The organism is Janibacter corallicola NBRC 107790, from assembly GCF_001570965.1.
GTDB lineage: Bacteria > Actinomycetota > Actinomycetes > Actinomycetales > Dermatophilaceae > Janibacter > Janibacter corallicola.
In genome coordinates, this window is sequence record NZ_BCSR01000025.1 from 14,892 (window position 1) to 35,382 (window position 20,491).

General features: G+C 70.1%; 17 protein-coding genes and 1 riboswitch. Of the genes, 12 read left to right on the forward strand and 5 right to left on the reverse strand.

From position 1 onward, the window contains the following. The first annotated feature begins 134 nt into the window (after positions 1 to 134). On the forward strand, positions 135 to 1,499 hold the full coding sequence (locus JCO01S_RS10010) for a hypothetical protein (RefSeq protein ID WP_068254732.1): 1,365 nt from the start codon (positions 135 to 137) through the stop codon (positions 1,497 to 1,499). On the opposite strand, the gene JCO01S_RS10015 is transcribed toward JCO01S_RS10010, so the two are convergent. Continuing rightward, positions 1,500 to 4,592 carry a DEAD/DEAH box helicase gene (locus tag JCO01S_RS10015; protein ID WP_068254791.1) on the reverse strand — a complete coding sequence of 1,031 codons (3,093 nt, stop codon included), beginning with the start codon at positions 4,590 to 4,592 and terminating at the stop codon, positions 1,500 to 1,502. It abuts the gene before it with no gap. A 10-nt stretch (positions 4,593 to 4,602) separates the two neighbouring features. Next, a complete protein-coding gene (locus JCO01S_RS10020; RefSeq protein WP_068254736.1) occupies positions 4,603 to 5,004 on the reverse strand; it encodes a (deoxy)nucleoside triphosphate pyrophosphohydrolase in 402 nt (133 codons plus the stop codon). A 176-nt stretch (positions 5,005 to 5,180) separates the two neighbouring features. Between JCO01S_RS10020 and JCO01S_RS10025 the strand changes: the two genes are divergently transcribed. After that, positions 5,181 to 6,728 (forward strand): HNH endonuclease signature motif containing protein, encoded by a 1,548-nt coding sequence (locus JCO01S_RS10025; protein ID WP_068254744.1) that lies wholly within the window; start codon positions 5,181 to 5,183, stop codon positions 6,726 to 6,728. 26 nt (positions 6,729 to 6,754) lie between these two features. Here JCO01S_RS10025 and JCO01S_RS10030 read toward each other — a convergent pair whose 3' ends face one another. Next, positions 6,755 to 8,116 carry a glycoside hydrolase family 5 protein gene (locus JCO01S_RS10030; RefSeq protein WP_218002258.1) on the reverse strand — a complete coding sequence of 454 codons (1,362 nt, stop codon included), beginning with the start codon at positions 8,114 to 8,116 and terminating at the stop codon, positions 6,755 to 6,757. Positions 8,117 to 8,266: 150 nt separating this feature from the next. Between JCO01S_RS10030 and JCO01S_RS10035 the strand changes: the two genes are divergently transcribed. The 3 genes from JCO01S_RS10035 (at position 8,267) to JCO01S_RS16255 (ending at position 11,710) form a co-directional block, all read left to right on the forward strand. Further along, positions 8,267 to 8,761 (forward strand): hypothetical protein, encoded by a 495-nt coding sequence (locus tag JCO01S_RS10035; protein ID WP_157074561.1) that lies wholly within the window; start codon positions 8,267 to 8,269, stop codon positions 8,759 to 8,761. A gap of 122 nt (positions 8,762 to 8,883) precedes the next feature. Then, entirely contained in the window at positions 8,884 to 10,425 is a 1,542-nt protein-coding gene (locus JCO01S_RS10040) for a DEAD/DEAH box helicase (RefSeq protein WP_245634398.1), read from the forward strand. A 52-nt stretch (positions 10,426 to 10,477) separates the two neighbouring features. Beyond that, on the forward strand, positions 10,478 to 11,710 hold the full coding sequence (locus tag JCO01S_RS16255; protein ID WP_068254752.1) for a DUF2510 domain-containing protein: 1,233 nt from the start codon (positions 10,478 to 10,480) through the stop codon (positions 11,708 to 11,710). 21 nt (positions 11,711 to 11,731) lie between these two features. On the opposite strand, the gene JCO01S_RS10050 is transcribed toward JCO01S_RS16255, so the two are convergent. Next, complete coding sequence (locus JCO01S_RS10050) at positions 11,732 to 13,105, reverse strand: L-serine ammonia-lyase (protein ID WP_068254755.1); 1,374 nt, start codon at positions 13,103 to 13,105, stop codon at positions 11,732 to 11,734. Positions 13,106 to 13,263: 158 nt separating this feature from the next. Between JCO01S_RS10050 and JCO01S_RS10055 the strand changes: the two genes are divergently transcribed. After that, entirely contained in the window at positions 13,264 to 13,698 is a 435-nt protein-coding gene (locus JCO01S_RS10055) for a hypothetical protein (RefSeq protein WP_157074562.1), read from the forward strand. Here the strand turns inward: JCO01S_RS10055 and JCO01S_RS10060 are convergent. Beyond that, positions 13,681 to 15,186: a carboxyl transferase domain-containing protein gene (locus JCO01S_RS10060; protein ID WP_068254759.1), complete on the reverse strand. Its 1,506-nt coding sequence runs from the start codon at positions 15,184 to 15,186 to the stop codon at positions 13,681 to 13,683. The genes JCO01S_RS10055 and JCO01S_RS10060 overlap by 18 nt on opposite strands. A gap of 41 nt (positions 15,187 to 15,227) precedes the next feature. On the opposite strand from JCO01S_RS10060, the gene JCO01S_RS10065 reads away from it, so the two are divergent. The 6 genes from JCO01S_RS10065 to JCO01S_RS10090 all read left to right on the forward strand — a co-directional run bounded on the left by JCO01S_RS10065 (position 15,228) and on the right by JCO01S_RS10090 (position 20,455). Further along, positions 15,228 to 15,596, forward strand: a complete 369-nt coding sequence (locus tag JCO01S_RS10065) for a hypothetical protein (RefSeq protein ID WP_157074563.1) — start codon at positions 15,228 to 15,230, stop codon at positions 15,594 to 15,596. Beyond that, positions 15,583 to 16,014: a hypothetical protein gene (locus tag JCO01S_RS10070; protein ID WP_068254764.1), complete on the forward strand. Its 432-nt coding sequence runs from the start codon at positions 15,583 to 15,585 to the stop codon at positions 16,012 to 16,014. Before JCO01S_RS10065 ends, JCO01S_RS10070 begins: the two co-directional genes overlap by 14 nt. A 43-nt stretch (positions 16,015 to 16,057) precedes the next feature. After that, a riboswitch (SAM riboswitch) is annotated at positions 16,058 to 16,172 on the forward strand. Positions 16,173 to 16,189: 17 nt separating this feature from the next. Beyond that, positions 16,190 to 17,506 carry a bifunctional o-acetylhomoserine/o-acetylserine sulfhydrylase gene (locus JCO01S_RS10075; RefSeq protein WP_068254767.1) on the forward strand — a complete coding sequence of 439 codons (1,317 nt, stop codon included), beginning with the start codon at positions 16,190 to 16,192 and terminating at the stop codon, positions 17,504 to 17,506. Between the two features lie 192 nt (positions 17,507 to 17,698). Continuing rightward, positions 17,699 to 17,992: a hypothetical protein gene (locus JCO01S_RS10080; RefSeq protein ID WP_068254770.1), complete on the forward strand. Its 294-nt coding sequence runs from the start codon at positions 17,699 to 17,701 to the stop codon at positions 17,990 to 17,992. Beyond that, positions 17,989 to 19,161 (forward strand): hypothetical protein, encoded by a 1,173-nt coding sequence (locus JCO01S_RS10085; protein ID WP_068254773.1) that lies wholly within the window; start codon positions 17,989 to 17,991, stop codon positions 19,159 to 19,161. Before JCO01S_RS10080 ends, JCO01S_RS10085 begins: the two co-directional genes overlap by 4 nt. Positions 19,162 to 19,201: 40 nt before the next feature. Further along, a complete protein-coding gene (locus JCO01S_RS10090; RefSeq protein WP_068254775.1) occupies positions 19,202 to 20,455 on the forward strand; it encodes a GNAT family N-acetyltransferase in 1,254 nt (417 codons plus the stop codon). Positions 20,456 to 20,491: the final 36 nt, after the last annotated feature.

Below are 20,491 nucleotides of genomic sequence, written 5' to 3' on the forward strand. Positions count from 1 at the left end.
GACCAGCCGGGCGATCCGGCTGGCCCCCTTCGTCTCGTGCTCCTTCTGCCGCCTTTTGCTCTTCTCGATCCCTGATCCACCGCGATGTCGGTGGGCGCGGATAAGGTCACACTCACGAGGAAGAGGGAGGGGCTATGTCTGAGGAGACGTGGCATCAAGCGAGGCTGATCCCGACGTCGGGGATCAATGGGGCTGAAGAGCAAGAACGACGTGCGACTTCGGCGCTCCTCGCCGTGATGTCCTCGGTCCGCGAATACGGACGGACGATTACGAAGCAGGTTGGCGCTCCGGCTGGAACGTTGACAAGCTTCATAGAAGTCCCCTTCGTGCTCGAGGACAGGAAGCTGTTCCCTGATGGGTTGATCCGCGTAAGGCGGGGCAAGACCGAGTGGACTGCGCTCGTGGAGGTAAAGACAGGAACGAACCCACTCGAGGGGCAGCAGTTGGAGAACTATCTCGACATCGCCCGACGCGAGGGATTCGACGCGGTGGTGACGGTTTCGAACGAGATCCCCCCGATGGCAGGCCAGCACCCCACCAAGGTCGACAAGCGAAAATTGCGCACCGTTGCGCTGCATCACCTTTCGTGGTCCAAAATATTGGTGGAAGCGGTCGTGCAGAAAGAGTATCGAGGGGTAGCGGACCCGGATCAGGCGTGGATCTTGGGCGAACTGATCCGATACCTGGAGCACCCGAAATCCGGTGCTTTGCAGTTCGGCGACATGGGGGAGTCGTGGGTAGCCGTTCGAGACGGCGTATCGCGGGGAACTCTGCGCATGAGCGACAAGGGACTCTTCGACGTCGTTGCCCGATGGGATGCGTTGCTTCGATTCGCAAGCCTCCAGCTAGGACGCGACCTTGGCGAAGAAGTGACTCCTGTTCTCCGACGTAAGGAGACGCGTGACCCGGCATTGCGGAGTCAGGACCTCGCGCAGGATCTGGTCGACAGAGGGGTCCTGAGTGGCGTAATCCGCATCCCCAATGCCGTAGGAAATGTCACTGTGACGGCAGACCTACGGGCGGCTCAGGTGACGTGCCACATTGACATCGATGCGCCCCAAACTGGCCGTGCAGTCACGCGAGTCAAGTGGCTCACGAGGCAGTTGACGCTGGCAGGCGACGACGTTCGCGTGGACGCTTTCGCTGCGTACGCGCACGGCCCCGGTGCGTCGGAACTGCTAGGGGCAGTGCGGGAAGACCCAAGCGTCCTCGTTCTGGACGCCAAGCGTGAGCTACGCAAGTTCAGGGTTGCATCGACTGTGTCGATGGGCGCCAAACGTGGGCGAGGTCGCGGTGCCTTTATCGACTCGGTCCTGGATGCCATCGACTCCTTCTACGGTGACGTGGTGCAACATCTCAAGGCATGGCGGGCGTCTCCACCACCGATGCGCCAGCTACCTCAAATCGAGGATGAGAGCCGGAAGTTCTCCTCGACTGCCCTCTCGTCACAAGACGGTCCGACCGAAGAGTCCGGCGACGTTCCGTCAGCATCGATCTGATCAGGAGGCAGCGGCCGCCGTGAGGTAGATGCTCTGGGGCAGGGGTATGTGCAGTCGCCAGGTGAAGGCGATGGGGCGCTCACCCTTGTGACTCTCGTACGTCGCCGGCCCGAGGAACGCGTATGGGGCTCCGGAGCCGAAGTCGGTGGTCTTGCTCTCCCGGGCGAAGAGCAGGATGTGATTGCCTCGCTTCGCATGGTGGATATAGCGCTGGCCCGTGGCTGATGCCACCGACGTGCTCGACTGCGACTCCCAGTGGAACTTCGTGGGGCTGATGGCGAAGTCGCGGTACATCGTGGTCGGCGAGTAGTCCGCCTCAGACTTCTTCAAGGTGATGAAGAAGGCGTCGGCAGGGACAGTCGGGGAGTGGAGCACACCTTCCCTGAAGCTGTTGGGCGCGCGACCGTCCACAGCTACGTAATGCAGCGCCGTGACGGCCTCCTCGCGGGTATAGCGCGCATGGACACGCAGCGGTAGCGGGCCCAGGCCATCAGGCATTGGCGTGGTGACGTGCTGAGCTTGGTCCAGAGAGAGCCTGATGACTTGCCGGAGGTCATCTCGCAGGCTGTGCTCATCTCGAAGGGCACGCAACCCGGCGTCATAGGTGGAGAAACCGCCTCCGCCGGTCCACAGCGAGAAGAAGAGCATGCGCCCGAACTCTTGCATCCGAGGATCGGCCTGGCCATATGTGGGAGCGTCGTCACTCAGCCACGTCAGATATGCCTGTGCACGCTCGGGATCATCGACATGGGAGAAGGCGCGTACACGTTTGAGGAGTGTGGCTTCCATGGGGCCGGGCGGGGCAACCAGCAGGCCAGCGTCACGCCGAAGTTGCGTCCAGGACCGCGGGCTCTTGATGACATCGGCGAGCTCCGCGCCGGCGTCCTCGAGGAAGGTCTTGAGCTCGTCTGTTGGGTGGGCCTTCAACTCGCGCACGAGGGCTCGTTGCGTGGAGACCGTCTGTGCCTTGATGTTCTCCAGGACGATTTCCTGAGTCTGCTCGTCGAGCAGGATCTGACAGCCCGATGGGAGGAAGGGGAAGCCCTTCTCGACCTGATGTCGGAGGCCCTTGCGTGTCCCGCCGACCATCGCGCGAAAGCGATCGGCGAAGCGGAAGTGCTTGTTCTGGTGACCCACGAAGTCCAGCGCCGTCAGGACCGCCTTACCTCGTGCCCGGCGAAGGCCGCGGCCGAGCTGCTGCAGGAAGACGGTTGCTGACTCCGTGGGCCGGAGGAAGAGGACGGTGTCTACGGCGGGGAGATCGACCCCTTCGTTGAACATGTCCACCGTGAAGACCACGGAGAGTCGCCCCTCCCGAAGATCCGTGAGCGACTGAGTCCGGTCGGCGCTTCCGGGGGCGGACGTGACGGCCGCGGCAGGGACGCCTGCCTGAGTGAATGTGCGGGCCATGTACTCCGCGTGCTGGACCGACACGCAGAAGCCGAGGGCGCGCATCCCGCGTGGGTCGGCAACCTTGTCACGGACCGCCTGGAGGATCAGCGCAGCGCGAGCGTCATTGCCGGTGTACAGGTTCTCCAGCTGCGTGGTGTCGTAGCTGCCGCGCTTCCACGTCAGCCCAGTCAGGTCCGTGCCATCGGCAATGGCGAAGTAGTGGAAGGGGGTCAGCAGCTCTGAGGCCAACGCATCCCACAGCCGTAGCTCGGCAGCGATCCGACCGTCGAAGAACTCCTGCGCGACGTCGACTCCGTCGGTGCGCTCCGGGGTGGCCGTGAGGCCCAGCAGCTCCTCGGGGCGAAGGTGAGTGAGGAGATCCCGATACGTGCGGGCTTGTGCGTGGTGGAACTCGTCGATGACCAGGATGTCGAAATGCTCCGGTGGGATGCCGGTGACCCCATAAGAGTTGAGCGACTGCACCGATGCGAAGACGTGGTCCCACCGCTCTGGACGTTTGCCTCCGACGTACTCCTCGCCGAAGTTCTGGTCCCGGAGGACTTCTCGGTAGGTGCGCAGGCTTTGCGTCAGGATCTCCTGCCGGTGCGCCACGAACAGCAGTCGTGGCCGCCGACCCAACCGGTCTGCCAAGCGCCGGTAGTCGAGGGCTGCCAGGACCGTCTTCCCGGTCCCGGTCGCAGCGACGACGAGGTTGCGATGCCGGTCGTGCACGATCCGTTCGACGTCGAGGGACTCCAACATTTCGGCTTGGTAGGGATACGGCTGCACATCCAGGCCCGAGATGGAGATGGTCGAGCTATCCGGAGCCTTCTTCCCCGAGGCCTCCGCAAGCGCATCGTCGAGGCGGTCGCGGTCCCGCTCCGGGGCATATGGCTCGAAGGTGGGGTCGTTCCAGTAGGTCTCGAAGGTTGCCGCGAACTTGTGCATGAGGGCAGGAGTGGCGATCGCCGACAGCCGGACATTCCACTCGACGCCATCGAGCAGGGCGGATCGGGACAAATTCGAAGATCCTACGTAGGCCGTGTCGAATCCGGTCCTTCGGTTGAACAACCATGCCTTGGCATGCAACCGGGTGCGGTAAGCGTCGTACTGAATCCGGACCTCTGCGCCGAAGTCGTTGACCAAGCGGTCCAGTGCGCCGCGTTCAGTAGCGCCCATGTACGTCGTCGTGATGACCCGAAGGGGGACGCCGCGCTCACGGAGCCGACGTAGCTGAGGCTCGAGGAGTCTTAGGCCGTACCACTTCACGAAGGCGATGAGCAGGTCCACTGAGTCGGCCGTTGTCAGTTCAGCTCGCAGCTCGGAGCCCAGGCTTGGCTCTCCGGTCGAGTTCGTCAGCAGCGCGGCATCTGACAGCGGTGTGGCTGGCCTCTCCGGCGGCACGTAGTCGACGCCAGGGCCAGCAGGGCGGTGGACGAAGAACAACTGACTGCTGCGGCCCACCTGCATGCCTGATGCGCCGTCGAGGTCGCCAAGCACCCGATTGACAAGGTCGAGGCGGCGGCCCCGGTCCTTTTCTGCAGCCAAGGACCGCTCGACCACCGCACCAACATGGCGAGCCAAGACATGCGGCTCATCGCCATCGTCTACTGGCTGTTCCAGCGGCTCCGTGGCCGAGTGCTGGTCGAGTAGCTCCTGCAGTCGAGCGGTCAGCAGCGACTCGTACAGACCCTCCGGCAGTGCATCTTCATCACCCACATGCGCGAGCTTGGCAGATGAGTGAGACAGCGGGGATGTCTGCGGGTGCCCATTCCAGGGGAGGCAGCTCGTCTGCCCGCAGCCAGGCCATCTCCTCGTGTTCGGACAGCTGGGGGAGACCCGTGGTCAGCGAGCACCAGAATGTCTGCAGCGTGACGATCGCGAAGTCGTACTCATGCCGCGTGGTGGTGATCGGATCGCCCACCTCGATCTCGCAGCTCAACTCCTCAGCGATCTCTCGTCTGAGGGCGTCGCGGGCAGTTTCGCCCGACTCGACCTTCCCCCCGGGGAACTCCCACAAGCCAGCGAGAGGACCGGCTGGGCCACGCTTGGCGCAGAGGATCCCATCCGCCGACTCGATGACGGCACCGACGACGTCGAGGCTCTTCTTCACGAGCGTGAGCCTATGGTGACGCTTCGTCGCGGTGGTGGGCGACGGAGGCCGTGCTTCGGCTCGTCGATCCCCCAGACGTCGTGCGGTCACCCACCTGCCTTCGCTACCTCGCCACCCTGGTCCACAGGCAGCGCCGACGCCAGTGCGTTGTCGGACCCTCGCGCCACCATGGACACATGTTCGAAGAAGAGCTGACCACGGTGAAGAAGTCCTGCAAGCGGGTGCGCAAGGCGCGGCGGCGGGTGAGACATCGCGGGGAGGATGCCGACGAGGGAGTCCTTACCGAGGTGCTGCAGGCGACCGAGCGGCTGCGACGCGTGGCGGATGCGCTGGAGCTGGCCACGATCGGTGAGGCGGTCCGCTGGGGTGAGGAGCGCGGCGACGACGGCATCTACCGACGAGTGCACCTGGAGCTGGGGGAGGTGGCTGACTTTGCGGTCGAGGCAGTCGGTGTCGCGGTGCGCGCTGGACCGTACGAGGCGGGTACCTTGTGCGACCTCGCTGCCCGGGCCGTGACGGATCTCGTCGAGCTGGCGGACCTTGTCGCGGACGGCGAGCTGCGGGTGCGGGCCCTGGGCATTGTCGCGAAGGAGACCGAGGACGCCGCACCGGAGTCCGTGCGGGCCGTGCTCGACCACCTCCTGGCGCCGCTGCGCGGTCGACCCGCGTCCACCCGCATCACCGAGCTCGAGGACCGGGACCTGCGCAAGGCCATCCGGCGCATCCTCGCCCGGGCCGAGCCGGAGCTGCTCAAGGAGAAGGCCCGGCGCAACCGCCGCCACCAGCTCGACGTCGGGGTGCAGCCTGGGCCGGTCGGGACGAGTGACCTCACCGCCACGCTGCCTTCGGAGATGGCCGCCGCCATCAAGGCGGCCGTCGACGAAGCCGCCCGCCTGCGCCAGGAGGCCGACCCCGAGCTGCGGGTCGGCGCCGCCCGGGCCTGGGGTCTGGCCGACCTCGTCCTGCGCGACGTCTCGGTCACCGCGCAGGTCCAGCTGGGGATCCCGGTGATCACCTCCGCGGCCTCCCGGATCGGCTTCGCCCCCTGCGAAGGGGGCGAAGGGGATGCCTCGCGGCTCGTCACCGGGGACGGTGTCGACCGGGTCGAGGTCATCGCCGAGGAGTGGGCGGGGGACACGGCCTCGTCTCAGGTGCCGAGCACCCTGGGCCCGGGCGGGCCGCACTGCTGGATCAGCGGCACCGAGATCCCCGGGGTCGGCTACGTCCCGCCGGATGTCGTCGCGGCCATCATGTCCAACCTCGACACCAAGATCTCCCGGGCGCTGCTCGATGCCCGCACCGGGACGCTGGTCGAGACGAGCAACGCGCGCTACGTGGCCACCAAGTCCATGCGTGAGTTCGTCGCCACCCGTGACGAGACCTGCCGCATGTGGGGGTGCAGCCGCCGTATCCGCCGCGACCGGGTTGGGTACGGCGCCGACCTGGACCACGCGACGCCGTGGCCGAAGGGGGAGTCCACGCCGACCAACCTCTCCGGGCTCTGCCGTCACCACCACCTGCTCAAGCACTCGCCCCGCTGGACCCACCAACTGCACGATGACGGCACGGCCGAGTGGGTGACGCCGGCCGGGGTACCGGCGATGACCTTCCCGGCCCAGTGGGTGCACACCGACGAAGGGGACGGGGCCGCCGCCCCCGGTTCGCCCCCTCCCAGGGGGGCGAACGAGCTGGTGGCGGCCTTCGCGGAGGAGCCGCCCTACTGACCCGACGCCCTTCGGGCCGGCGAGCGCTACGACCCAGGCCGCACCTCCACCTCGGTCGCGCCGGTATCCACCGTCAGCTCGAGCTCCCGTTCCTTACGGTGCCAACCGGTGACCTTGGCGCCGCTGACCGTGACCTCGGGTCGGCCCGCCCCGGCCGCGAAGTCCGGCGGCAGGTACACGCGCGCCACGCGGTCACCGGACGGTTGAACCTCGAACTCAAGGCCGTCCTCGGCGGCCTCGATCGAGCCGATCTCCCCGGCCACCGACCTCGGGTAAGGACGATCCAGCGCGTCGACGAGGTTGCGGGGCTCCCCCTTCGCGTCGTACGGGCCCCACGTGCCCGGGTCACGCGACCAGTAGGCGATGGCGAAGCCGTGCTCGTCGGCCATGTCGTAGACCGCGTCGACGTACTCCAGCGCCCCCGGCTTCGTCGTGTCGAGACCGAACTCGCCGAGGACGACCGGCACGTCGCCGAGCCGCTCGGCCGTGCGCATGGTGTTGCCCAGCCACGTCCGCACGGTCCCGTCCACGAGGGCCTTCGTCGTGCCGGTGTACCCGCCGCCGACGTCCATCGGAAGGGGGTAGAGGTGCGGGCAGTAGGCGATGCGCGCCGGCCCTTCGCGCGGGTCGTCGACGGGCCCGAGGCCGGTCGGGGTGGCCCAGTTGACGCCCATCGCCTGTGGCTCGAGGCACAGCCAGGTGGAGTCGTCCACGGTGCGGATCTCGTCGGTGATCGACTGGTAGAGCGAGGTCAGCGGTCCCGCCTCGAAGGCCGGCCCCTGCAGGCTGCCCCCGTACGGCTCGTTCATCAGGTCGTAGGCGATGACGGCGGGCTCGTCCGTGAACCGCTCGGCCACCACCTTCCAGGCATCCACGTAGTGCTCCTGCAGCTCGGGGTGGGCGCCGGTCGCGTTCCAGAAGTTGTCGAAGGCACGCACGACACCCGGCTCGAGGTAGTACAGCTCCCACATGTCGTGCTGGCCGACCGGCAGCCCGTCGGTGTACGTGGCCCATGCGGGGGCGCCGTTCCCGAGAGCCTCGCCAGGGACGATCCCGCCCCCGTACAGGTCCTGGTGCATGTCGAGCATGACGTGGTACCCGCGCTCGGCGTACCAGTCGACCCGCTCGGCCACGTCGTCGAGGTACCTCTGGTCGTACTCACCGGGCCGCGGTTCGACCGCCCGCCACGAGATGAGGAAGCGCACGAAGTTCGTGCCCATGTCGGCGTTCTCCCGCGAGACGTCCCGCGGTCGCAACGTCGGCAGACCGTCCGGGGACGATTTGGCGCTGCCCGCGGTCGAGAAGCCGCGCAGCACCAGGGCGCGGCCCTCGTCGTCGGTGAGGGTCGGCACCTCGTCCGGGCTCGTCGCCGACCGGACCCCGGACACCACCACTCCCGCCACGACGAGCGCGACGACGATCCCGAGCGTCCACCGTCGCGATCGTCGACTCCCCGGACCTCGCGGGAGCCCCCGGTCAACCACGTCGTCTCCTCTCCTTCCACCACAACACGCGGATCCGGCCATACGCTACGGCGTGTGATGGCTCAAGGTGCGGTGCGCGAGCGACCTGCGTGGGCGGGCGTCGTCGTCCTGCTCGGAGTGGTCCTCGTGCTCGGAGTGCCTGCGGTCCGGCTGTGGACCGTCGCGCAGGCACCGCCGCTCGCGCTGCTCGAGGGCATCCAGGTGCCCGGCCCCCTGCCGACCCTCGGCCTCCCGCTCGCCGAGGACCCCTCGTGGGCGCACTGGGCGGCCCGGTCGCTCGGCGCGCTGGCCATCCCGCTCGTGTTCGCCACGTGGATGTCCCGGACACCGCGCGGCGCGGGCCGCGTCGCGACCGGCGCGTGGGCCACGACGGTCGTCGCCGTCGTCACCGGGTGCCTCGTGCACGCCGTCCTGCAGAGCCTGCTCCTGACCGGAGGACCGACCTCCTTCCTCCTCACCGTCGGCGGCACGCTGCTCGTCGGTGCCGTGGTCGGTGTCGTCCTCGGTCTGCTCGTCGGCGCGGTGTGCGCGGTCGTGGCGCTCCGCTGACATGGCACCGCAGCTGTCCCCGGAGGACCCGCGTTTCCAGACCGAGTCGGAGCAGGTCGTGTGGGAGCGACTCCGCGCGACCCTCCGTCCGGAGGACACGCTCATCGCCACCCGACGTCGGGGTGGTCGTCGTCGAGGTCAAGGGAGCCGGGCTGCAGGTCGAGGACGGTCGGTGGACCATCATGCGCGACCAGCGGCGGGTCCCGATCGACCCGGTCGAGCAGGTGCGGCAGGCCAAGTACGCCATCTGCCAGTACGTCGAGTCCGACCCCAGGTGGGCGCACCCCTCCCGGGGCAAGGTGCGGTTCGCGCACGCGGTGGTCACCCCCTTCGTCGGCCTGGGGATCGACTTCGACCTGCCGGACTGCCCCCGGTGGATGCTCCACGACCGCGAGGACCTGCCCGAGCTGGCCACCCGGCTCGCGGACATCCCGCTCGGCTTCGAGACCCACCGCCGCGTCCCGACCGCGGACGACTGCGACCTCCTCGTCTCGATCCTCACCGCTCGCGGGGTCGATGCCGCCGGCAGCCTCGTGGACGAGGCGAACGAGCGCGCCCACCGCGCCGACCGCCTCACCGAGGAGCAGAGCCAGATCCTGCGCGTCACCCGGCTGCTGCGTCGCCTCGAGATCCGCGGCGGCGCCGGCAGCGGCAAGACCGTCCTCGCCCTCACCCAGGCGCGTCAGCTCGCCGCCGGCCGCGACGGCCGCAAGCCCGAGCGGGTCGCCCTGCTGTGCTACTCCATCGGCCTGGCCACCCACTTCCAGCGCGAGGTCGCGACGTGGCCGCACCGGCAGCGCCCCGCCTTCGTCGGTACCTTCGAGGACCTCGCCAACCGCTGGGGCCTGGCCTCCGGCTCCCGCGACGATCCCGACTACTGGGAGGAGACGCTGCCCCGCCTCATGGCCGAGCGCGCGGCGCAGCTGCCGCCGGGGGAGCGCTACGACTCCTTCGTCGTCGACGAGGCGCAGGACTTCGCCGAGTCGTGGTGGCGCCCGCTCATCGCCGCGCTCACCGACGAGACCGACGGCGGCCTGTTCATCTACTCCGACGAGAACCAGCGCCTCTTCAACCGCTTCGGCCGACCACCGGTCCCGCTCGTGCCGCTCGTCCTGGACCACAACCTGCGCAACACGAAGCAGATCGCCGGGGTCTTCAAGCCGTTGGCCCCGCTGCGCATGCGGCTCGAGGGCGGCGATGGCCCGGCCGTCACCTTCGTCCAGACCGGCACCGAGGAGGCGCTGGCCGTGGCCGACGACCAGGTCGACCTCCTCCTCGACGAGGGATGGGGGCCGGAGGACATCGCGCTGCTCACGACCGGCCGGCGTCACCCGGTGCAGGTCGAGCGGCAGGAGGACCTCGGGCAGCGGGGCTACTGGCGCACCTTCTGGGAGGACGAGGACGTCTTCTTCGGCCACGTCCTCGGGGCGAAGGGGATGGAACGCCGTGTCGTCGTGCTGTGCGTGAACGAGGACGGCACCCGGGAGCGCGGCTCTACGTCGGCCTCTCCCGCGCCACCGACCGTCTCGTGGTCGTCGCGGACGAGGCGGCCATCGCCCGGGCGGAGCAGCAGGTGGCCCGGGCACTCCTGCAGCCGGTCACCGGGAGCTGACGACACCCCGATGGGTAGTACTGCTCGTGCCGCAGGGGTGCGCGCCTTGTAGTCTCGCGCGGGAAGAATGACTTTCGTGGCACCGCAATAGGAGGGGGCTCCCTGTGAGCAACTGGGCAGCAGGCTGGTATGACGACCCGGAGCAGCAGGGGTTGATCCGATACTGGGACGGCAACGGGTGGACGGAGTACCGCCAACCCCCGCCGGAGGGTTTCGCGACCGGACAGCCCGGGCCCGATGCCGCGGGGACGGGAACCCGTCAGGACGCCGCTCCGACCGCCGAGGAGGAGGCTCCTCCCACCGAGGCGGTCCACCGCGGGGAGGACCAGGGTTACGGCGCTGGAGCGGCTGGTGCCGCGGGCGCAGCCGGAGCCTACGGCGCTGCTGGTGCGGGCGACCAGGCCCAGGGCCAGCAGTACCCGTATGGCGAGCAGGCCTACGGTCAGCAGGGGTATGGCCAGGACCCCTACGGTCAGCAGGCCTACGGCGCCCAGCCGGCGTACGGGGCCGCAGGGGGCACCCCGCCCTCTAAGCCGAAGACCGGCCTGATCATCGCCATCGTCGCCGGCGTCGTCATCGTCGTCCTCGCGCTCTGCGGGCTCGGCTACTTCATGCTCTCCGGTGACGACGAGGGCAAGGAGACCACGAGCAGCAGCTCCTCGGAGTCCTCCGACTCCTCCTCGAGCTCTTCCGAGTCCAGCGACGACTCCTCCAGCTCCTCGAGCACCGATGAGTCCAGCTCCTCGAGCACCTCCGACGACAAGAAGGACAAGAAGAAGGACCAGGGCAAGGCCACGTTCGGCAAGAAGTACACCGGCCAGGGCAACGACGAGCTCCCCGCGCCCGAGGTCGACGGACCCGCGCTGATGAAGGTCCACTACGAGGGCGACAGCAACTTCGTCATCTGGGGCACCGACGCCAACGGCAAGGACAGCGAGCTGATCCTCAACACCATCGGGGCCACCGACGGCACGGTCGTCTACAACCTCTCGACCTACGGCGACCCGACCGCGGGCCTGCGGATGGAGACCGACGCGCCGTGGAGCGTCACCTTCGAGAAGCTCGACTCGGCCCCCAAGTTCGGCGACAGCCAGACCGGCCAGGGCGCCAAGGTCTTCGCCTGGGACGGTTCGAAGGCCGACCTGAGCGTGAAGTACAAGAGCTCCGACTCGGTGGCCACCGGGGCCTTCGAGGTCGTGGGCTTCGACTCCGAAGGGGGCTCCCCGGACCGCATCCTCAACGAGCCCTCGGACTACGACGGCACGGTCACCGTCCAGTCGGGCACGCAGTACATCGCGGTCCAGGGCGGCGGCGACTGGGAGCTGTCCAAGAAGTGAGGCCGCCGCGGCGGGCGCCCGTCAGCACTCGATGACGTTGACGGCGAGCCCGCCGCGGGCCGTCTCCTTGTACTTGACCTTCATGTCGCGGCCGGTCTCGCGCATGGTCTTGACGACCTTGTCCAGGGAGACCACGTGCGAGCCGTCGCCGCGAAGGGCGGTCCGCGCCGCCGTGATCGCCTTCACCGATGCGACCGCGTTCCGCTCGATGCAGGGGATCTGCACGAGCCCGCCGACGGGGTCGCAGGTCAGGCCCAGGTTGTGCTCCATGCCGATCTCGGCGGCGTTCTCCACCTGGGCGGCGGTGCCACCGAGGACCGCTGCCATCGCCCCCGCGGCCATGGAGCAGGCCGAGCCCACCTCTCCCTGGCAGCCCACCTCGGCGCCGGAGATCGAGGCATTCTCCTTGTAGACCACGCCGATCGCGGCGGCGGTCAGCAGGAAGCGGCAGATGCCCTCCTCGTCGGCGCCCGGCACGAAGTCCAGGTAGTAGCGCAGGACCGCGGGGATGATCCCGGCGGCACCATTCGTCGGCGCGGTGACGACCCGGCCGCCGGCGGCGTTCTCCTCGTTGACGGCCAACGCGTACAGCGTGAGCCAGTCCATCCCCCGCAGCGGGTCGTCACTCGAGCCCTCGGAGCGCAGCCGCCGGTACAGCTCGGGGGCCCGGCGCCGGACCCGCAGCCCGCCGGGGAGGACCCCCTCGGTGCTCATCCCGTTGTCGATGCACTGGCTCATCACCGACCACAGGTGCACCAGGCCGGAGCGGACCTCCTCCTCGGAGCGCCAGGCGAGCTCGTTCTGCAGCATCACCTGGGCCATCGACAGGCCGGTCTCCCGGCAGATCGCGAGCAGCTGGTCGCCGGTCGTGAAGGGGTGGGGGACGGAGGTGGAGTCCGCGACGATCCGGGTGGAGCCGGAGGCGTCCTCGCCGATGACGAAGCCGCCGCCGACGGAATAGTACGTGTGCGAGCTGAGCGGCTCCTCGCCCTCACCCCACGCGGTGAAGATCATGCCGTTCGGGTGCAGCGGCAGGCTCTTGCGCCGGTGCAGCACGAGGTCCTCGTCCTCGTCGAAGTCGATCTCGTGCTCGCCGAGCAACGACAGCCGGTCGTGCTCCCGGATCCGTGCCAGCAGGTCGCCGACGTCGCGGGGGTCGCAGACCTCCGGCCGCTCGCCGGAGAGCCCGAGCTTCACGGCTGCGGGCGACCCGTGGCCGAGACCGGTCGCGCCGAGCGAGCCGAAGAGCTCGGCCCTGACCCGCCGCACCCGCGCCAGGACCTCCTCCTCGCGCAGCCGCTCGGCGAACTGCACGGCGGCGCGCATGGGGCCGACGGTGTGCGAGCTCGACGGGCCGATGCCGACGGAGAAGAGGTCGAAGACGCTGAGTGCCACGTGGTCGCTCCTTGTGGGGCTCGAAGGTGTCACCGGGCGGAGCACGTCGTGGGTGGGCGGCCCTGCCCGTCGCGCCCGAGGATACTCGCCGGGCACGTCGTCGGACCCTGTGGACGACGGCAGCTGTGGACGGCCCGATCCCCGGCAGCATGACCGCCATGAGTTTCAACGATCTGCCCGATGACTGGCCCGCCCGATCCCTGACCGACCCGACCATCGCCCGCGACGTCGTCGACCTCGTCGTGCGCGAGACCGACCGCGAGAGCGGCTGCATCTGCGTGCTGCTCTGCGACGCCGAGGCCCGCATGGTGCAGCCCCTGACGATCGACGACGTCGGCGACCTCCCGGGCCGGAGGGAGGTCGAGGGAGTCTTCGACCTGCTCCTTGAGCAGCTGGGCGACCACCTCGGCACCATCGTCGTCGCCCTCGGCCGCCCGTACGGTCACGAGCCGGACGACCGGGCACGCTCCTGGCACGAGGCCGCCATCGCCGCCAGCCGTCGCCACGGCGTGCGGCTCGTCGGCACCTACCTCGCGACCGACCGCGGCGTGATGGAGATGCCGCGGTGGGAGCAGCTACCCGCCGTCGGCTGACCCGCCGGCACCGTCACCCCGGCCCTGCTGCGCGATCTGCTCGGCGACGACGGCGCCCATCGCCGTGGCGAATCCCTCCGGGTCCTCGTGCGCCGCAGGCGACTCCGGCACGACGACGTCGACGACGCCGTCCTCGGCCATGTGCGCCGCGCCGACCCGCTGCCGGGCCGCGAGCAGTGCGGCGTGCTCGGCGTCCTTGAAGAGGATCGCGCTCGCACCCTCCGGCGGGAGCGGGGAGAGCCAGGCATTGCCGGCGGCGACGACGCGCCGCGCCGGCAGCAGCGCGAGGGCGCCCCCGCCGGTGCCCTCACCGAGGAGCACCGAGACCGTCGGGACGGTCAGCGTGGTCATGTGCGCGATCGAGCGCGCGATCTCACCGGCCAGCGCCCCCTCCTCGGCGTGCGGGGAGAGGTCGGCGCCCGGGGTGTCGATGACCGTGACGAGCGGCAGGTCGAGCTCGGTGGCCAGCCGCATCGCGCGCTGGGCCTCGCGCAGCGCACCCGGCCCCATCGACTCGGTCAGCTGGTGACGCCGGTCCTGGCCGATGAGTACGCACGCACGCCCCTCGAAGGAGGCCAGGGCGAGCAGCACGCCCCTGTCCGCCTCGCCCTCACCGGTGCCGTTGAGCGGGATGACGTCCTCGGCGGCGTGCCGCAGCAGCTCGCGCACGCCGGGGCGGTCCGCCCGCCGCGTCACCTCGATGGCCGACCACAGCGCGTCGATCTCCTCCTGCGTCGGCTCCGGCCGCGAGGCGAAGGGGGTGATCGCCGCCCCGGGCGCGGGCTGGGCCGGGGGCCGGGCCCCCTTCGCCGTGCCGGAGAGCAGGGTGAGGGCCCGGGAGGCGATCGCGGCCAGCTCGTCGGTGGGCACGACCGCGTCGACGATGCCCTTCTCGACGAGGTTCTCCGCGACCTGCACCCCCTCGGGGAAGGGCTCGCCGTGCACCGTCTCGTAGACCGCCGGGCCGAGGAAGCCCACGAGGGCCCCGGGCTCGGCGATCGTGATGTGGCCCAACGACCCCCACGAGGCGAAGACGCCGCCGGTGCTCGGGTGGCGCAGCAGGACGAGGTAGGGCAGGCCGGCGGCCTTGTGCGCCACGACGGCCGCGGTGATGTCGATCATCGTGACGAAGGCGGGCGTTCCCTCCTGCATCCGGGTGCCGCCGCTCGCGGTGGCCGCGACGAGGGGGAGACCCTCCGCGGTGGCTCGGCGGACGGCCGCGACGACCCGACCGGCCGCGGCCCGCCCGATCGAGCCACCGAGGAAGCGGAACTCCCCGACGATCATCGCCACCTCGTGCCCCCGGATCGTGGCCCGCCCGGTGAGCACCGACTCGTCGGTCCCGCTGCGCTCGGCCGCGCGCGCAAGGGACTCGCGGTACTCCCGGCTCAGCCCGGCGGTCCCGACGGGGCGGTCCCAGGAGGCGAAGCTGCCCGGGTCGACGACGGTCTCGATGAGCTCGTGGGCGGAGAGGCGATCGGGACTCATGCGGTGATCGTCGCAGCCGGGCCGGTCGATATCCTTGCCCGGTGCTTGTGCCGTTGACCACCATCGCGATCATCGCGGTCTCGATCCTGGGCCTCCAGGCGGCGGCATACGCGGCGCTGGACCGCGTCGTCGACGACCTGATGCTCCTCATCGGCGTCATCGTCGAGCTGGTCCTGCTCGTCCTCATCGTGGTCACCGCGATCGTCCAGGGGCAGGTCAGCGGCGCTGGGGAGGGCGCCACGATGCTCGCCTACGCGCTGACGCTGCCGATCATCCCGCCGATCGTCGTCTTCATCGCCCTGAAGGAGAAGACCCGCTGGGCCATGGGCGTGATCGTCGCGGGCGCCTTCACCGTCGGGGTCATGGCCTACCGCATCCTGCAGATCTGGCAGACCAGTGGCCCGGCCTGACCTGCACACCGGGACCGGTCCCGGCCGCGTCGTCGTCGCCGTCTACGCCGTGCTGGCGCTGGCCGCGACCGGCCGCTCGATCCTGCAGATCACCAACTACTTCGACCGGGCGCCGCTGGCCTACTGCCTCTCCGCGCTCGCGGCCGTCATCTACATCGTCGCCACCACCGCCCTGGCGAAGGGGGGCGAGCGCGCCGCCCGCGTGGCCACGACCGCGATCGTCGTCGAGGCCATCGGGGTGCTCTCCGTCGGCGCCCTGTCCTACCTCGTCCCGGAGCTCTTCCCCGACAAGACGGTCTGGTCCCACTTCGGTTCCGGGTACGGGTTCATGCCGCTCGTGCTGCCCTTCGTCGGGCTGTGGTGGATCCACCGGGTGCGCCGTCGGGCGGGGGAGACGCCCCCTTCGCCCGAATACTGAGATCGTCCCGCCCGCGATGTGGTCGCTGCCTACCATCAGGGCAGGTCCTGAGCGCCAGCGCGAAGCCCCGGCTTGCTGGCCGGCAACCCTCCACACGCGGTGGGGTGCCCCGGGAGGAGACCTGGTCCGTGGCAAACCGCCACGGGCAAGCGCGCAGTAACGACAGGAGCACGTCATGTCCGACCCGTCCACGTGGAGCTTCGCCACCCAGCAGATCCACGCCGGCCAGGCCCCCGACCCCAGCACCGGATCCCGGGCGCTGCCGATCCACCAGACGACGTCCTACGTCTTCGACGACACCGAGCAGGCGGCGAACCGCTTCGCCCTCTCCGAGCTGGGTCCGATCTACACCCGGATCACCAACCCCACCCAGGAGGCGGTCGAGAACAAGATCGCCGCACTCGAAGGGGGAGTCGGCGCCCTGCTGACCGCCTCCGGGATGTCGGCCACCACGCTGGCGATCCAGAACATCGCCGAGGCCGGTGACCACGTCGTCGCGAGCGCCGCGCTGTACGGCGGGACGATCAACCTGTTCGTGCACACCCTCCCGAAGTTCGGCATCGAGGTCACCCTCGTCGAGGACCTGGACGACCTCGACGCCTGGCGGGCCGCGGTCAAGCCGAACACCAAGGCCTTCTTCGGCGAGACGATCGGCAACCCCAAGGCCACCGTGCTGGACGTCGCCGGGGTCGCCGGTGTCGCCCACGAGGCCGGGGTGCCCCTGATCGTCGACAACACGATCGCCACCCCCTACGGGCTGCGCCCGATCGAGCACGGCGCCGACATCGTCGTGCACGCCGCGACGAAGTTCCTCGGCGGCCACGGCAACTCGATCGCGGGTGTCATCGTCGACTCCGGCAACTTCGACTTCTCCGCCGACCCGGAGAAGTTCCCCGGCTTCAACGAGCCGGACCCGAGCTACCACGGGCTGCGCTACGGCATCGACCTGGGCGCGAACGGGGCGCTCGGCGCCAACCTCGCCTTCGTGCTCAAGGCGCGCGTACAGCTGCTGCGCGACCTCGGGCCGGCGATCTCCCCGTTCAACGCCTTCCTCATCGGCACCGGCATCGAGACCCTCAGCCTGCGCATGGAGCGTCACCTGGACAACACCCGCACGGTGGCCGAGTTCCTCGGCGGGCACGACCAGGTCGAGAAGGTCACGTGGGCCTCGCTGCCGGACAACCCGAGCTACGAGCGGGCCCAGAAGTACACGCCGAAGGGTGCCGGCTCGGTGATCTCCTTCGAGATCAAGGGCGGCGTCGAGGCGGGCAGGAAGTTCGTCGAGGGCCTGAACCTGCACAGCCACCTGGCCAACATCGGTGACACCCGCTCCCTCGTCATCCACCCGGCCTCCACGACCCACTCCCAGGGTCCGGAGGAGGACCGGCTCGCCGCCGGCGTCACCCCCGGCCTGGTGCGCCTGTCGGTCGGGCTCGAGGACCCCAAGGACATCATCGCCGACCTCGAGGAGGGCTTCGCCGCCGCGAAGTAGCGGTTCCGGTGCTTCGAGGCTCGTCGCTGGCGCTCCTCGCACCTCAGCAACCGGGGGTCCCTGGGCTTCGAGGCTCGTCGCTGGCGCTCCTCGCACCTCAGCAAGCGCCGGTCCCTGAGGTGCGAAGGGCGAAGGACGGGGCCTGTGGACAACCCCACGGGCCCCGTCCGCGTTTCGTTCTAGCGTGGGCCCATGGCGATGCGGATCAGCAGCGAGGGCGTCGCGGGTCTCGGAGACCGGCTCGGCGAGATCGCGGACTACCTGCAGGAGCGGGCGTCGGGCACCCGGGCGGAGTCCGGGGACTCCTACGGCTTCGTCGACGCCACCGCGATCGGGGCCTACGACAGCGTGCTCGGGGACTACGAGCTCGCCCGCCGGACCATCTGCGAGGACCTGCGCCGGCTGCGCGACCTCGCCCACGACGCTGGTGCCTGCTACCTCGAGACCGAGGACGTCATCGACCAGCGGCACCGGGGGCTGCTGTGAGCAGCCTGCACGACCTGAACGACATCGCCACCGGTGACCCCGAGCGACTGCGCGACGAAGTGGACCAGCTGCGCACGGTCACCGAGAACATCGACGTCGTGGTGCGACTGCTACGCACGGTCTCCACCCACGGGGTGTGGGAGTCACCGGCCGGGGAGACCTTCGCGACGCAGGTCGGCTCCACCCCTGGGGACCTGGACCTCGTGTGCGCCCGGCTGCACGACGCCGCCGCGGTGATCGGCCCCTACGCGGACCGCCTGGAGGACAACCAGCGTCGGCTGCGCGACCTGGACGAGCGCCACGCCGAGGCCAGCCGGACCCACGAGGCCCGTGACGAGCAGCTCGCCGAGCTGCCCGCGGAGCACCCCGACCGGCCGCGCCTGACCGTCGAGCGCGGGGAGGCCGCTGCCGCCGCGCAGGCGGCGGCAGGCAGCTTCGAGCGGGAGAGCGACGAGGCGCTCGGGGACGAGAAGCGGGCCGCGGCCCGGCTGGTCGACCTGCTGCCCGAGCTGGCCGACCCCAAGGGCTATGACTCCCTCGAGGGCCTGACGAACCTCGGGACCTCGGCCCGCTCGACGCCGCTGGGCATGATCAACAAGCCGATCCGGGTGGCCGGCGCGGCGGAGGCGATCGGCATGACGGGGCGCAAGATCGTCTACGACGAGGGCAGCTGGCGCGACGTGGGCGTCTCCGCCACGGGCACCGCCGTGGACGTCATCGACATCGCGGGCATCGCGGCGATCGCGCGGGCGAAGAAGGCCACGTCCGCGCCCGCCCCGAGGAACCGCTGGACCGACCCGCCGCCCAGCGCCCGCTACCCGTCCGGGAAGGCCTTCGCCAGCCCGATCGCCGGGCGCCGACTGCGCGACGTCACCGGCGCCCGCACCCGGATCGGGGCCGCGGCACAGCGGGCGAAGCACGACCTGGCGGAGAAGACCTCGCAGAAGGTCCGGGACATGACGGGCGTCAGCCAGCTCGAGCAGTTCGAGGAGGACGTGCTCGCGGTCGCCGGAAGTCGGGCCGGGTCGGCCGTCGTCGTCACCGGGCACTCGGCCCGCCACGCCGCGCGGGTGGCCAGGAATGCCGACAGCGCCCGGCGGCAGCTGGCCAACCAGGGCCTGACCGACCCACGGGAGGAGCGGGAGCAGCAGGCGGGCAGGCGTCGATAATTCCGTTGCCGCGTCCCGGGGCCGGTGCGAACCTGAGGCCATGCCGAGCGAGATCCGGGTGCGCCGCATCGACCCCACCGACGCCGCCACGATGCTGGACATGGACCAGCTCGTCTGGTCCGATCCGCAGCAGGTCCCCCGCGAGGAGGCCCTGCGCGACGTGCCCACCCGCGCCGGCTTCATCGCCGCGATCGACGGCGAGGACGTCGGCATCGCCGGATCGTGGGACGTCGAGGTCTCCGTCCCCGCGACCGGAGGTGGTGCCTCCCTTCGCCCCGCGGAGGGGCTCACGTGGGTCGGGGTGCACCCCGACTTCCGGCGAAGGGGGGTGCTCACCGCCCTCATGCGCCACCATCTGCGCTGGGTCCGGGAGGAGCAGGGGCGGGCCATCAGCATCCTCAAGGCCTCCGAGGCCTCCATCTACGGGCGCTTCGGGTACGGCGCGGCCACCCACGAGCTGATGAAGACCTTCCCCGCCGGGGCGCGCTTCGAGGCGCCGGCGCAGGTCGAGGAGCTCGCCGCCGCGACGAGCACCCGGACGAGCCGCTGCGCGCCGGAGCAGGCCGAGCGCGTCCTCGCGCTGGCCCGTCGTTGCGGCGGCCTGGCTGCCGGGCACGTGCTGCGCTCGGCCGAGGATCTCGCCCGCATCCTGCGCGACGTGCCGCAGACCCGCGTCGGCAGCGAGCCCGCCCACCTGCTCTGGGCGACCCGGCACGGCGAGGACGTCGGGTGCGCGTGGTTCCGGCGCCACCCCACGTGGTCCCGCGGCGCTCCCGACGGGAGGCTCGACGTCTCGTGGGTCCTCGACCTCGACGCGGGCGCCCGGCTCGCGCTCGGACGGCGGCTGACGAGCTTCGACCTGATGAGCGAGACCGTGTACTGGACCGCGACCGACGACCCGCTGCTGCTCTGGCAGTCGACGCAGCGGCCGCACGGCAGCGGCATCTGTGACGACCTCTGGTTGAGGGTCACGGACCTGCCGAGGGCCGTGGCGGACCGTGGCCACGCGGCCGACCTCGACCTGAACCTGAGGGTCAGCGACGAGCACCTCCCGGAGAACGCCGGCACCTGGCACTGGAGCGCGACGGAGGGGAGCGGCTCGCTGCGCCCCACCGAGGGCCCGGCGGAACTCACCCTGGACATCGCCGACCTCGGCGCGCTGTGCCTCGGTGACCAGAGCGTCGGTGCCCGGGTGCGTGCCGGTCACGTCCTCGAGCACCGGCCCGGGGCGGCCGCCGAGCTCGATGCCGCGCTGCGCACCCCGACCCGGCCGGTGGCCTCGGTGGACTTCTGACCCTTCGAGACGGTCGCTTCGCGACCTCCTCAGGGA

Coding starts and splice junctions, on each gene's coding strand:
- JCO01S_RS10010 (WP_068254732.1), top strand. CDS start 135: ATGTCTGAGGAGACGTGGCATCAAGCGAGGCTGATCCCGACGTCGGGG.
- JCO01S_RS10025 (WP_068254744.1), top strand. CDS start 5,181: ATGTTCGAAGAAGAGCTGACCACGGTGAAGAAGTCCTGCAAGCGGGTG.
- JCO01S_RS10055 (WP_157074562.1), top strand. CDS start 13,264: ATGAGTTTCAACGATCTGCCCGATGACTGGCCCGCCCGATCCCTGACC.
- JCO01S_RS10060 (WP_068254759.1), bottom strand. CDS start 15,186: ATGAGTCCCGATCGCCTCTCCGCCCACGAGCTCATCGAGACCGTCGTC.
- JCO01S_RS10075 (WP_068254767.1), top strand. CDS start 16,190: ATGTCCGACCCGTCCACGTGGAGCTTCGCCACCCAGCAGATCCACGCC.
- JCO01S_RS10080 (WP_068254770.1), top strand. CDS start 17,699: ATGGCGATGCGGATCAGCAGCGAGGGCGTCGCGGGTCTCGGAGACCGG.
- JCO01S_RS10090 (WP_068254775.1), top strand. CDS start 19,202: ATGCCGAGCGAGATCCGGGTGCGCCGCATCGACCCCACCGACGCCGCC.